Source organism: Georgenia soli (assembly GCF_002563695.1).
GTDB lineage: Bacteria > Actinomycetota > Actinomycetes > Actinomycetales > Actinomycetaceae > Georgenia > Georgenia soli.
Map to the genome: position 1 here is coordinate 3,079,510 of NZ_PDJI01000004.1, position 12,289 is coordinate 3,091,798.

Below are 12,289 nucleotides of genomic sequence, written 5' to 3' on the forward strand. Positions count from 1 at the left end.
CGGCGGCGGGTGCCGCTCCTTCCAGAGCAGAATGCTACCGGTGCGGTCCGCCGCTCCCAGGAAGCGCTCAGGTTCTCTCCCTAGGATGTGTGCTCCGAGGACGGAACGAGGACGCACATGCTTGAGGGCCCCCGCACCACCGACGCCGACGAGCGCCTGCCCACGGAGGCCGCGGACGAGGTGACGGAGCCCGTGTGGTCGCCGCCGTCGTGGGAGCAGATCGTCGTCGAGCACACGCCGCGGGTGTACCGGCTCGCGTACCGCCTGACCGGGAACAGGGCGGACGCGGAGGACCTCACCCAGGAGACGTTCGTCCGGGTGTTCCGGTCGCTGCACAGCTACCAGCCCGGCAACTTCGAGGGCTGGCTCCACCGCATCACCACCAATCTGTTCCTGGACCAGGCCCGCCGCCGCCAGCGTCTGCGGATGGACCCGCTCGGCGAGGCGAGCGAACGGCTGCCCGCCGCCCACGACTCCGGCGAGCCCGAGCGCGGGTTCGAGCACGCCCACCTCGACCTCGACGTCCAGGCGGCGCTGGACGCCCTCCCGCCGAAGTACCGTGCTGCTGTGGTGCTCTGCGACATCGAGGGACTCTCCTACGAGGAGATCGCGGCGACGCTCGGGATCAAGATGGGGACCGTGCGGTCGCGGATCCACCGCGCACGCGCACTGCTGCGCGACCAGCTCGCCCACCGTCGCCCCGTCACGCCCGCCCCCGTCCACGCCGTCCAGGGGGCCGGATGAGTCACCTGCGCGACGACGTCAGCGCCCTCGTCGACGGTCAGCTGCCCCCTGAGCGGGCCGAGGCGGCGATGGCCCACCTGGTCACGTGCGACCGGTGCGCCGGCCTCGTCGCCGTCGAGCGCGCCTCGCGCCGGCGGCTGGCCCAGGCGCGCGACGTCCGACCCAGCGACGACCTCACCGCCCGCATCATGCAGCTCGCCCAGTCGCCCGCGCCGGAGCCGGCGGGGCGCGCCCGCGCCCTCGTCGACCGGGCGTGGGAGCCGCTGACCTACGGCCCCGGACGACGGCGCGCCCTCGTGCGCGGCTCGGCCGTCCTCGCCGGGGCGGCGGGCGTGCTCGCCGTGCTGGTGGTGGTCGGAACCCTCAACGAGCGCACTGGCGACCCGGCCCAGATGCTCGCCGACGTCGCCGGACCGGCGCACCCGCCCGTGCAGCTCGCCGTCTCCTCGGACAGGATCCGGATGGCCGAGGCGCCCACCGCCACCCAGGAGGCCCTCACCTGGCTGCGTGCGAACGGCTGGGCGGCGCCCCAGGGGCTTCCCGCCGGCGCGGACGTCAGCCACGTCGGCACCGCCGGGACCCCCGGCGACCAGGTGCTCACGATCGAGATCGAGCGCGACGGACACACCGCGCAGGTGGTCGAGGGCCGCGGCGTCCTGGAGCCCGCCGAGCTGGCCGACCTGCCCCTGGTCGAGGCCGGGGACCACACCGTGCACGCGCTGCCCGGCCCCGGGACGACGGTGGTCCTGCAGTGCGACGGCGTCACCGTGCTCGTCACCAGCGCCGACGACCCCGACCTCGTGCATGACATCGCCGGCACCTTTCCTGTCACGCCCCCGGGCTCCGGTGTTGCTGACCGCATCGACCGCGGCTGGCAGACTCTTGTGGGTTGGACCGACCTGCTCGTGCAGTCCCGGTGACCGCCGGCCGGTCCGGCACGGAAGGAGTGCCCATGACCCCCGACGACGAGCGGCCTGAGGTGCCCGGCGGCTCGTCCGCGTCCGGGGGTGCCGTTCCTTCCGAGGGGGAGGCCGTTCCTCCCGAGGGGGAGGCCGTTCCTCCCGCGGGGGAGGCGGACCGCACGCCGCCGGCGCGCGCCCGCTACGACTACGCCCCGACCCCGGCACCGCAGCCGGAGGGCTTCCACGCGCTGGGGCGCACGTCGGGGAACCAGCCCGCAGGCGGCCATCAGCCCGCGCCGCCCGCCGGCGTCCCGTACCGCTCACGGCGGTCGTTCCGCAGCGCCCGGCGCGGCGTGGGACGCGGTGACCGCGCCGCGGCCGGGAGCAGCACACCGCCCGCCGGCACCCCGTCCGGCGGCCCCATGTCGGGCGGCACCTCGCCGTACGCAACGTCGGCCGGCGGCACCCCTCCCGGCGGCACGCCGCCGTACTGGGCGCCCGTCCACCCCGGTGACACGACACGGCCCCTTCCCGGGCAGCACCCCGTCCCCGACGGCGGAGCGCCCGGCCCCTTCGCCGCGCCCGCCCCGGGGACGGGACCACGGACGTTCCCACCGCCGTCGGGGCCGACCGCGACGTCCGTGTCCGCCGACACCGCGCCGGCGCCGTCCGCAGGCGGGGAGCACGCCCCGACGCGGGTCGGCGAGGTCTACACCGCGGAACGCCCCGCACAGCCGCAGGCGCAACGACGGGTGGCGCTCGGCGTCGTCGTCCTGCTCGTCGTCCTGGCGCTGCTCGCCGGCGTCATCCTCGGCGCGCTCGGCGCCCGGTCGTTCTTCACAGTCTCCCAGCCGGGGCAGACGCTGCCGACCGCCTCGGCCGGCGACCGCGCCCCCGACTCGGTCGCCGGGATCGCGGAGGCGGTGCTGCCGTCCACCGTCTACATCCAGGCGCGCGGCAACGGGCAGGGCAGCTCGGGCACGGGCCTCGTGCTGCGCGAGGACGGCTACATCGTCACCAACAACCACGTGATCGAGAACGCGGCCGACGGCGGCCGGGTGATCGTCGGGTTCCCGGACGGCGGCGAGGAGCAGGCCGAGATCGTGGGCCGCACCGCCGACTACGACCTCGCCGTCCTGAGGGTCGACCGCGACGGGCTCGAGCCGCTCGTGCTCGCGGACTCCGACACCATCGCGGTCGGCGACCCGGTGGTGGCCGTCGGGGCCCCGCTGGGCCTCGAGGGCACCGTGACGTCGGGCATCGTCAGCGCGCTGAACCGCCCCGTTAAGGCCGGGGCCGGTGGCACCACCACCTTCATCAACGCCATCCAGACCGACGCCGCGATCAACCCCGGCAACTCGGGCGGGCCGCTGGTGGACTCCAGCGGTCAGGTCATCGGCATCAACACGGCGATCGCCCAGGCGTCCGGGGCGGCCTCCGCCACCGGCAGCATCGGCCTCGGGTTCGCCATCCCCGCCAACCAGGTGCGGCGCACCACCGAGCAGATCATCGCCACCGGGACCGCCACGTACCCGGTGATCGGTGTCTCCCTCGACACCCGGTACACCGGGGAGGGGGTGAAGGTGCTCGAGGACGACGTCGACGACAACCCGGCCGTGGTGCCCGGCGGCCCCGCCGACGTGGCCGGCATCCGCCCCGGCGAGGTCATCGTCAGCATCGACGGCCGACCGGTGACGGACCCGGACGAGCTCATCGTCGCCGTGCGCTCCAAGGCGCCCGGCGACACCGTCGTGCTCGGGGTGCGGCGCGGCGGCGGCGTCGAGGAGGTTCGCGTGGTGCTCGGGGAGAACTCGGGCTGACCGCCCCCGCGCCGGCCCGGGGACACGGGCACGGCGCGCAGCCGTGGCGCCGTATCCTGATGCCGTGTTCGGGATCAACGGGGGTGAGCTGGTCGTCCTGCTCGTGCTCGCCTTCCTCCTCATCGGGCCGGAGCGGCTGCCCGAGCTCGCCCAGCAGCTCGGCCGCCTGACCCGCGAGGTCAAGAAGATCGCGACGGGTGCCAAGGAGAAGGTCCGCGAGGAGCTCGGGCCCGAGTTCGATGATCTCGCGGCCCTCGACCCGCGCCAGTACGACCCGCGCCGGATCGTGCGCGAGGCCCTCATGGACGACGACGAGCCCGCCAGGCCCGCACGCCCCCGCGCCGCCCGTCGCCCCTCGCCGTCCACCGGCGCGAAGGCCGCGGCCGCCGGGCTCGCGGCGGCAGGAGCGGCGTCCGCCGACGGGGCGCCGTCGGCTGCGGGCGGCGCTGCGGGCGGCGCTGCGGGCGGCGCTGCGGGCGGCGCTGCGTCCGCAGGCGGCGCTGCGTCCGCCGGTGCCGGGAGCGCCACGGGTCCCGCCGGTGCCGGGAGCTCAGTGGCTGCTGTCACGCCGCCCGCCCAGGTGCTCGCGGCCGCGACCGGGACCGTGGCGGGGACCGCGCCGTCTGTGACGGCGCTGGCGGAGGACACGGCTCCTGCAGTGGGGACGGATCCTGCGGAGGAGGAGCCCTACGTCGTCCCGTTCGACGACGAGGCGACCTGACCGCCCCGCACCGGGAGGCGGCCGGCTGAGGGAGTCCGGGCATGACCGCAATCCTTGCGCTCGCCGGTGACACGATGCTGGGCAGGCTCGTCGCGGACCGGATCACCGCCGATCCGCCGACGTCGCCCCTGGGGCCGCGGCTGCGTGAGCTGCTCCGCGGCACCGACGCCGTCGTGCTGAACCTCGAGTGCTGCATCTCCGCCCGGGGCCGGCGGTGGCCAGACCCGCACAAGCCCTTCTTCTTCCGGGCGCCGCCCCGCGCCGCCGAGCTCCTGGCGGGACTCGGCGTCACCGCCGTCACGCTCGCCAACAACCACGCCCTCGACTACGGCACCGAGGCGCTCACCGACACCCTCGGTCACCTCGCGGACGCCGGCGTCTCCTGGGTGGGGGCGGGGGAGGACGTCGTGGCCGCCCGCCGCCCCGCCGTCGTCGACGTGGCGCGACAGCCGGTCACCGTCGTCGGACTCACGGACCACCCGGCGTCCTACGCCGCCGGGCCGGACAGGCCCGGCGTCGCGTTCGCCGACCTGCGGACGGGCGTCCCGGACTGGGTGCGCAGCACGGTGCGGACGGCCGCCCGCAAGACGCCGGTGCTCGTCACGCCGCACTGGGGCCCGAACCTGGTGACCGAGCCGGTTCCTCACGTGCGGCGGGCAGCCCGGGCGCTCCTCGCCTCGGGTGCGGCGCTCGTCGCGGGGCACTCCGCGCACGTCCCGCACGGGGTGGAGGGCCGCGTGCTGTACGACCTCGGCGACCTCGTCGACGACTACGCGGTCCATCCGGCCCTGCGCAACGACCTGGGCGCCCTGTGGCTCCTCCACCTCGAGGGCGGGATCTTCCGGAGCGTGGACATCGTCCCGCTGCGGCTACGCGTCGCCCTCACCGAGGTGGCGGACGGCGACGACGCCGAGTGGGTGCGCCGTCGGCTCCGGCGGGCCTGCGCGCGGCTCGGCACGGAGGCCGCCGAGACCCGCGAGGGACACCTCGCCGTCGGGCTGTCAGCCGCCTGAGGCAGGCGGCCGCCAGCCCGACACAGAGGAAGGCTGCTGACGGCCAGCAGAACCTGTCAGCGACCGACGGGGCTGATGCCCAGCGAGCGACCCGCGAGACCCCGGGCGCGGTGGGACAGCGAGCGGGACAGCGCCAGCAGCGCCTGGGCGGCCGGGCTGCCGCTCTCGCGCAGCACCAGGGGCACGCCGGAGTCCCCGCCCTCGCGCAGCGCCAGCTCGATCGGCACCTGCGCCAGGAGCGGCACCTCGTAGCCGAGGGCGCCACCGAGCTCGGTGGCGACGCGCTCGCCGCCGCCGGAGCCGAAGAGCTCCACGCGGGTGCCGTCCGGCTGCTCGAGCCAGGACATGTTCTCCACGACGCCGACCACGTGCTGGCGGGTCTGCTCGGCGATGATCCCGGCGCGCTGGGCCACCTCCGCCGCGGCCACCTGGGGGGTGGTGACGACGAGGATCTCCGAGTTCGGCAGCATCTGGGCCACCGAGATCGCGATGTCACCGGTCCCGGGCGGCAGGTCGAGCAGGAGGACGTCGAGGTCGCCCCAGAAGACGTCGGAGAGGAACTGCTGCAGCGCCCGGTGGAGCATCGGCCCGCGCCAGACCACCGGCCGGCCGTTCTGCGTGAACATCCCAATCGAGATGACCTTCACGTCGTGCGCCACGGGCGGCAGGATCATGTCGTCGACCTTGGTCGGCGGGTGCTCGACGCCCAGCATGCGGGGGATGGAGAAGCCGTAGATGTCGGCGTCGACCACACCGACCTTCAGCCCGTCGGCGGCCATGGCGGCGGCCAGGTTGGCCGTCACCGAGGACTTCCCGACCCCGCCCTTGCCGGAGGTCACCGCGTAGATGCGGGTGAGCGAGCCGGGCTTGGCGAACGGGATCTCCGGCTCGGCGACGCCGCCGCGCAGCATGGTGCGCAGCTCCTTGCGCTGCTCCTCGGTCATGACGCCCATGTCGACCCGGACGCCGGAGACGCCGTCGATGGCGCCGACGACGTTGGTCACGTCCCGGGTGATGGTGTCCTTCAGCGGGCAGCCCGCCGTCGTCAGGTCGACGCCGACCACCACGAGCCCGCCCGGTTCGACCTCGACCGACCGGACCATGTTGAGCTCGGTGATGGGGCGGCGGATCTCCGGGTCCATGACGTTGACCAGCTCGGCCCGGACAGCCTCGACGGTGGGTGCACTCATGCGTCCCATCGTAGGCGGCGTGGCAAAGTGCCCCGACCGCCCTCAGTCCCGATCGCCGTCAGTCCCGTGCGCCGTCGCCCGCCCGGACCGGGCCCGGGTCGTCGTCCTCGCGTCTGTCGGTGGTGTCCACCCCGGCGCGCTGGAGGTCGCGCTCCATCTGGGCGAGCTCGCCCTCGAGCTCCCGGATGCGGGCCTCGCGCTCCTCGACGATGTCCTCGAGCAGGCCGCGCAGCTCCGAGCGCACGAAGTCACGTGTGGCGACCTCGCCCATGGCCAGGCGCAGGGCCGCCATCTCGCGGGCCAGGTACTCGGTGTCGGCGAGGTTGCGCTCGGCGCGCTGACGGTCCTGCTCCGCGCTGACGCGGTCGCGGTCCGTCTGGCGGTTCTGCGCCAGCAGGATCAGCGGCGAGGAGTACGAGGCCTGCAGGGACAGCATGAGCGTCAGCGCCGTGAACCCGAGCGCGGCCGAGTCGAACTGCAGGTGCTTCGGGCCGAAGGTGTTCCACAGCAGCCACGCCGCGCAGAAGATCGTCAGGTAGAGCAGGAAGCGCGGGGTGCCCATGAAGCGGGCGATGCCCTCGGAGAAGCGTCCGAAGAACTCGGGGTCCACCTGCGGGCGCCAGCGCCGCCTCGCCTCCAGCGGGGTGTCCAGGCGCTCAGCCATGGGCCGTCCTCGTCATGGCACGGTCGGTGACGTCGTCGTCCGCCTCGCGCCAGTCCGCGGGCAGCAGGTGGTCGAGCACGTCGTCGACCGAGACGGCGCCGAGCAGACGCCGGTTCTCGTCCACCACGGGCAGGGCGGTGAGGTTGTAGGTCGCGAGCAGGCGCGTGACCTTGCCGATGTCGTCGGTGGGGCCGAGGGCGTCCACGTCCTTGTCCAGGAGCGAACCGATGAGCTGGTGGGGAGGCTCGCGCAGCGCACGCTGGAGATGAACGACGCCGAGGAGGCGGCCCGTGGGCGTCTCCAGGGGCGGGCGGACCACGAAGATCATCGCGGCCAGCGCCGGGGTGACGTCCTGCCGGCGCGCATGCGCCAGCGCGGTGGCCACCGTGGCCTCGGGGGCCAGGATCAGCGGCTCGGTGGTCATCAGACCGCCCGCGGTGTGCTCCTCGTAGGCGAGGAGGCGGCGCACGTCCTCCGCCTCCTCCGGCTCCATCCGCTCGAGCAGCTGGCTGGCCCTCTCCACGGGCAGCTCGGAGACGAGGTCGGCGGCGTCGTCGGGCTGCATCACGTCCAGGACGTCGGCGGCGCGGTCGAGGTCCAGGCCCGAGACGATCGCGACCCGGTCCTCCTCGCCGAGCTCCTCCAGCACGTCGGCGAGGCGCTCGTCGTCCAGCTCCGCCGCCACCTCGAGACGCCGGTTGTCCGGCAGGTCGTGCAGCACGTCGGCGAGGTCCGCGGGCTTGAGGTCCTCGAGGGTGGCGAGCAGCGCCGTCGCGCCCTGCTGGGCCGGCGTGCCGGCGAGCCCGGTGACGTCGTCGACGTCGACCACCAGCGCCTCGCCGCGCCGGCCCACGAGACCGCGCCCGGCGTTACGGCGCACGAACAGCTTCGTGACGTACCAGTCCCGGCTCCGGTGCTGCTCCATCGCGACGTCCTCGACCGTGCCGGTGCCGGAGCCGTCGCGGAACGTCACCTGCCGGTCGAGCAGCTCCCCGACCACGAGGGTCTCGGTGGCCCGCTGGGAGAAGCGGCGGATGTTGAGCAGCCCCGTGGTGATCACCGCCCCGGAGTCGATGCTCGTCACCCGCGTCAGCGGCACGAACACCCGGCGCTTGGAGCTCACCTCCACCACGAGCCCGACCGCGCGGGGGGCGCCCTTCAGGCGCATGACGACGACGACGTCGTGGACCCGGCCGACCTGGTCCCCCAGGGGGTCGAAGACGGCCGTGCCCTTGAGCCGTGCCACGTACACGCGGCTGCTCGTGCTGGGACGGGCGGTGGGCTGGTTCACGGCAGTCAGCCTAGGACAGCGGCGCCCCGCCGCACGTGAGCGCTTGGCGCCATCGGCCGCCAGAGAGGAAGATCTAGGTATGTCACTGACCGGAAAGCCCCCCGGCGCGTCCGTGCCCACCATGCCGACCGGTGTGGAGGTCGCGTCGTACACGACGTACCTCGAGGCCCAGAAGGCGGTCGACCACCTCTCGGACAAGGCCTTCCCCGTCCAGCACGTCACCATCGTCGGCACCGACCTGCGCATGGTCGAGCGCATCACGGGCCGCCTGACCTACGCCCGCGTCGCCGGCGCGGGCGCGATGAGCGGCGCCTGGTTCGGCCTGATGATCTCGCTGCTGTACTGGGTGTTCACGCCGTCGGGGGAGTTCCCGCTGCTGGCGGGTGTCCTCATCGGCGCGGCGTTCGGCATCCTGTTCGCGATCGTCTCCTACGCCTTCACCGGCGGGAAGCGCGACTTCACCTCCGCCAGCCAGGTGGTGGCCTCGCGGTACGCGGTGCTCTGCGAGCCGGAGCAGGCGGGCCAGGCCCGGCAGCTGCTCTCCGAGGGTGGGTTCGGCGGGCGCACCCCGCCGGTCCCGGGCGTGCCGACGACGCCGGCCGCACCGACCTCGCCCGGTGCGCCGACCTCGCAGGGCGGGCCGACGGGTCCGTACGGCCAGCAGGCGCCCCCGACCCAGCCGGGCGCCTACGGCCGGCCGGGCGGGACACCGCACGGCCAGCAGGGCGGGACGCCCTACGGCCAGCAGGGCGGGACGCCCTACGGCCAGCAGGCCCCGCAGGGCCGCCACGCGGGTGCGGCGCCGGTCCAGGCGCCCGCCGCTCCGCCGTCGGACGCGGGCAAGGACGCCTCGGCTCCCACGGAGTTCGGGTCACGGCCCGACGAGCGGCCCCGTTACGGGCTGCGTCTGGAGGACCTCGAGCGTCACAGCGGCAAGGACGGGGAGACGCCCGGGCAGGCGGGCCCGAAGGAATGAGCCGGGACATCCCGGTGGGTCTGTCGACGTCGTCGGTGTACCCGGGCGGCGTCGCGGAGACCTTCGCCCTCGCCAGCCAGCTCGGGTACGACGGCGTGGAGGTCATGGTCCTGCGGGACCCGGACAGCCAGGACGAGCGCCGGCTGCGCGAGCTGAGCGACCAGTACGGCCTGCCCGTGCTGAGCATCCACGCCCCGACGCTCCTGCTCACGCAGGGCGTGTGGGGCAACGACCCGTGGGACAAGGTGGACCGGGCCACGGAGCTCGCGCACAACGTCGGGGCGGACGTCGTGGTCCTGCACCCGCCGTTCCGCTGGCAGCGCGGGTACGCGGAGCACTTCGTCGGAGCCGTCGCCGAGCGCGAGCGCCTGGACGGGATGCGGCTCGCCGTCGAGAACATGTTCCCCTGGCGGGCGCGCTCGAAGAAGCGGGAGCGGGTGATGCAGGCCTACCTGCCCGGCTGGGACCCGCTCCAGCACGACTACCGCTCCGTCACCCTCGACCTCTCCCACACGGCGACGGCGGGCATGGACGCCGGTGCCGCGCTCGCGATGGCGGACGAGCTCGGCGACCGCCTCGCACACCTGCACCTGGCCGACGGCACGGTGAGCTTCATGGACGAGCACCTCGTGCCCGGGCAGGGCGACCAGCCCTGCGCGGAGGTGCTGCACATGCTCGGCGCGCGGGACTTCACCGGCGCCGTCGTCGTCGAGGTCAACACCCGCAAGATGTCCTCGGTCGGACGGCGCTCCGCGCTCGCGGACTCGCTGTCCTTCGCCCGGAAGTACCTCGCCGCGGGCGCGAGCGAGCGCGGCCAGGCCGTCGTGGCACCCACCCCTGAGGAGAGCTGACCGCCGCCACATGGCATGTCCGAGATGTCCGTGTGGTACTTTCTTTGCCGTTCGCAGGGCAAGGGCACAAGAAGTGCCAAAGGCGCCCCGTGGTTCGTCCCGCAGAAGGGGCGGTCGGGGCGGAGCCGGACGGGCCGCGTGGTGGTCCGTTCCCCGCCGCCGGTGACACTCTCCCGGGCGGGGCTGCCCGGCCGACGCAGTCGCGCGCGAAGCGGCGTCGAGGACGGGCCGGTCTGACCCTGCGCTCGTCGTGGACATGGCCTCGCGCGGAGGTCGCTGTCGCGACCGTGGCTGCGGCGCGCCGTGCCGGCGCGCGGCGGGCTGGGTTCCCGCGCGTGCACCTGGGGTGCCGTCGCGGGCAAGGGGCGGCTCCCTCCTCCCGCCGTGACCAGAGACGGATCGAGGGAAGGAGATGGTGCGCGTGCAGGGCGCGGAACTTGCTCAGCTCGGCATCGGGGCGGTCGTGGTGCTCCTGGTGGTGTTCTACGGGGGCACCTTCATGATGTCGATGAGGATCGGCAAGAAGGAGGAGGACGCCGACGCGTACATGACGGCCGGCAACAAGGTCGGCTTCGGCGTCTCGGCCGCCAGCATGACCGCCACGTGGATCTGGGCGTCGTCGATGTACGCCTCGGCCACCTCCGGCTACACCTACGGGGTCTCCGGCCCGATCCACTACGGGCTGTGGGGCGCGCTGATGATCCTGTTCATCTACCCCTTCGGCCGGCGCATCCGGGCGGTGGCACCGAAGGCGCACACCCTGGCGGAGGTCATGTACGCCCGTCACGGACGATCCAGCCAGCTCATGCTCGCCGGCTCCAACGTGGTCGGCTCGATCATCTCCCTGATGTCGAACTTCATCGCCGGCGGGGCGCTGATCTCGCTGCTGTCGCCGCTGACGTTCATCCAGGGCGTGATCATCGTGGCCGGCGGCGTGCTGCTGTACACGCTGTGGTCGGGCTTCCGGGCGTCCGTCCTCACCGACTTCCGTCAGGTCATGGCCATGCTCGGCGCCGTCGCGGTGATCGTCCCGGCGATCTTCTTCGCGGCCGGTTTCCCGACGGCGTTCACGACCGGGGCGGACAACCTCACCGCCCAGCAGGGCAGCTTCTTCTCCTCGGACGCGTTCATGAACCAGGGCGCGCCCTACATCGCGGCGGTCCTGGCCTACGCCATCGGCAACCAGACGATCGCCCAGCGACTCTTCGCGGTGCGCGAGGACCTCATCAGGCCGACGTTCGTCACGGCCACGATCGGGTACGGCGCCATGGTGATCGGCGTGGGGATGCTCGGCGTGCTGGCGCTCTACCTCGGCATCGAGCCGATGGGCGGGGACCCCAACAACCTCGTGCCGCAGATGGCCGCCACGTTCCTGCCGCCGGTGCTGCTCGCCGTCTTCTTCGTCATGGTCGTCGGTGCGCTGTCCTCGACGGCGGACTCCGACCTCGCGGCCCTCTCCCCCATCATGATGGCCGACGTCTACGGCCAGAACGTCGCCGGCAAGAACCGGGCCAACCCCCGCACGATGCTGCTCGTGGGCCGGGTGACGATGATCGTGGCCACCGCGCTCGCCGTCGCCTTCGCCAGCCTGCAGCTGAACATCCTGGACCTGCTGGTGTTCGTCGGGGCGCTGTGGGGCGCGCTCGTGTTCCCCGTCATCGCCAGCTTCTACTGGGACAAGGTCACCAACAAGGCGTTCACGGTGTCCGTGATCGCCGCCCTGGCCGCGTTCCTGCCGGTGCGGTTCGGGCTGGTCCCCACCCGCGGCGCCGTCGGCCTGGTGATCGACGTGCTCGCCACCGTGGGCGTCGGCGTGGTGCTCGGGCTGATGGTGTTCGGGTTCTTCGGGCTGCGGGTCGCGAAGATCGTCGGGACCGTCGCCGCCGTCGTCACGGCGCCCTTCGCGCTCGGGGTGCTGCACGGGTACACGACCGTGAGCGCCTCGCTGCTCGCCTACGCCGTCAGCACGATCGTCTGCTACCTCATGTCGCGCGGGAGCAGCACCCGCTTCGACTTCTCCCTCATCGCCCGCCGCACGGGCGACTTCGACCAGGAGCACGTGGCCGCCCCGGCCGGTGCCCCCGCCGCCCGCTGACCAGCTCTCGGAAGGAGGAGAC

11 protein-coding genes are annotated in these 12,289 nt (G+C 73.7%); 8 read left to right on the plus strand and 3 right to left on the minus strand.

Annotated features, from left to right (window positions below):
- The first annotated feature begins 117 nt into the window (after nucleotides 1–117).
- From sigE to ATJ97_RS15275, 5 genes are all read left to right on the plus strand, one after another.
- Nucleotides 118–744: an RNA polymerase sigma factor SigE gene (gene sigE / locus ATJ97_RS15255; protein ID WP_098484470.1), complete on the plus strand. Its 627-nt coding sequence runs from the start codon at nucleotides 118–120 to the stop codon at nucleotides 742–744.
- Complete coding sequence (locus tag ATJ97_RS15260; RefSeq protein ID WP_098484471.1) at nucleotides 741–1,664, plus strand: anti-sigma factor family protein; 924 nt, start codon at nucleotides 741–743, stop codon at nucleotides 1,662–1,664. The genes sigE and ATJ97_RS15260 overlap by 4 nt, the downstream gene beginning before the upstream one ends.
- Nucleotides 1,665–1,696: 32 nt before the next feature.
- Nucleotides 1,697–3,466: a S1C family serine protease gene (locus tag ATJ97_RS15265; RefSeq protein WP_245862595.1), complete on the plus strand. Its 1,770-nt coding sequence runs from the start codon at nucleotides 1,697–1,699 to the stop codon at nucleotides 3,464–3,466.
- 64 nt (nucleotides 3,467–3,530) lie between these two features.
- Entirely contained in the window at nucleotides 3,531–4,187 is a 657-nt protein-coding gene (locus tag ATJ97_RS15270) for a twin-arginine translocase TatA/TatE family subunit (protein WP_098484472.1), read from the plus strand.
- Between the two features lie 41 nt (nucleotides 4,188–4,228).
- Entirely contained in the window at nucleotides 4,229–5,200 is a 972-nt protein-coding gene (locus ATJ97_RS15275; RefSeq protein WP_098484473.1) for a CapA family protein, read from the plus strand.
- Nucleotides 5,201–5,256: 56 nt separating this feature from the next.
- On the opposite strand, the gene ATJ97_RS15280 is transcribed toward ATJ97_RS15275, so the two are convergent.
- Genes ATJ97_RS15280 through ATJ97_RS15290 form a run of 3 tightly spaced genes read right to left on the minus strand, consistent with a single transcriptional unit; the run spans nucleotide 5,257 to nucleotide 8,345 of the window.
- The gene (locus ATJ97_RS15280; RefSeq protein ID WP_098485515.1) at nucleotides 5,257–6,390 is read right to left on the minus strand and encodes an Mrp/NBP35 family ATP-binding protein; all 1,134 of its coding nucleotides are present in this window, start codon (nucleotides 6,388–6,390) and stop codon (nucleotides 5,257–5,259) included.
- A 58-nt stretch (nucleotides 6,391–6,448) separates the two neighbouring features.
- Complete coding sequence (locus ATJ97_RS15285) at nucleotides 6,449–7,054, minus strand: DUF1003 domain-containing protein (protein ID WP_098484474.1); 606 nt, start codon at nucleotides 7,052–7,054, stop codon at nucleotides 6,449–6,451.
- Nucleotides 7,047–8,345 carry a magnesium transporter MgtE N-terminal domain-containing protein gene (locus ATJ97_RS15290; protein ID WP_245862598.1) on the minus strand — a complete coding sequence of 433 codons (1,299 nt, stop codon included), beginning with the start codon at nucleotides 8,343–8,345 and terminating at the stop codon, nucleotides 7,047–7,049. The genes ATJ97_RS15285 and ATJ97_RS15290 overlap by 8 nt, the downstream gene beginning before the upstream one ends.
- 79 nt (nucleotides 8,346–8,424) lie before the next feature.
- Here ATJ97_RS15290 and ATJ97_RS15295 point away from each other — a divergent pair, with 79 nt between their 5' ends.
- The 3 genes from ATJ97_RS15295 (at nucleotide 8,425) to ATJ97_RS15305 (ending at nucleotide 12,267) form a co-directional block, all read left to right on the plus strand.
- Nucleotides 8,425–9,321, plus strand: a complete 897-nt coding sequence (locus tag ATJ97_RS15295) for a general stress protein (protein ID WP_098485517.1) — start codon at nucleotides 8,425–8,427, stop codon at nucleotides 9,319–9,321.
- Nucleotides 9,318–10,172 carry a sugar phosphate isomerase/epimerase family protein gene (locus tag ATJ97_RS15300; protein WP_098484475.1) on the plus strand — a complete coding sequence of 285 codons (855 nt, stop codon included), beginning with the start codon at nucleotides 9,318–9,320 and terminating at the stop codon, nucleotides 10,170–10,172. The genes ATJ97_RS15295 and ATJ97_RS15300 overlap by 4 nt, the downstream gene beginning before the upstream one ends.
- Nucleotides 10,173–10,584: 412 nt before the next feature.
- A complete protein-coding gene (locus tag ATJ97_RS15305; RefSeq protein WP_098484476.1) occupies nucleotides 10,585–12,267 on the plus strand; it encodes a sodium:solute symporter family protein in 1,683 nt (560 codons plus the stop codon).
- The last annotated feature ends 22 nt before the right edge of the window (nucleotides 12,268–12,289 follow it).

Bases quoted from the DNA above. Each gene is read 5' to 3' on its own strand.
- sigE (WP_098484470.1), top strand. From the start codon at position 118: ATGCTTGAGGGCCCCCGCACCACCGACGCCGACGAGCGCCTGCCCACG.
- ATJ97_RS15260 (WP_098484471.1), top strand. From the start codon at position 741: ATGAGTCACCTGCGCGACGACGTCAGCGCCCTCGTCGACGGTCAGCTG.
- ATJ97_RS15265 (WP_245862595.1), top strand. From the start codon at position 1,697: ATGACCCCCGACGACGAGCGGCCTGAGGTGCCCGGCGGCTCGTCCGCG.
- ATJ97_RS15275 (WP_098484473.1), top strand. From the start codon at position 4,229: ATGACCGCAATCCTTGCGCTCGCCGGTGACACGATGCTGGGCAGGCTC.
- ATJ97_RS15280 (WP_098485515.1), bottom strand. From the start codon at position 6,390: ATGAGTGCACCCACCGTCGAGGCTGTCCGGGCCGAGCTGGTCAACGTC.
- ATJ97_RS15285 (WP_098484474.1), bottom strand. From the start codon at position 7,054: ATGGCTGAGCGCCTGGACACCCCGCTGGAGGCGAGGCGGCGCTGGCGC.
- ATJ97_RS15295 (WP_098485517.1), top strand. From the start codon at position 8,425: ATGTCACTGACCGGAAAGCCCCCCGGCGCGTCCGTGCCCACCATGCCG.
- ATJ97_RS15300 (WP_098484475.1), top strand. From the start codon at position 9,318: ATGAGCCGGGACATCCCGGTGGGTCTGTCGACGTCGTCGGTGTACCCG.
- ATJ97_RS15305 (WP_098484476.1), top strand. From the start codon at position 10,585: ATGGTGCGCGTGCAGGGCGCGGAACTTGCTCAGCTCGGCATCGGGGCG.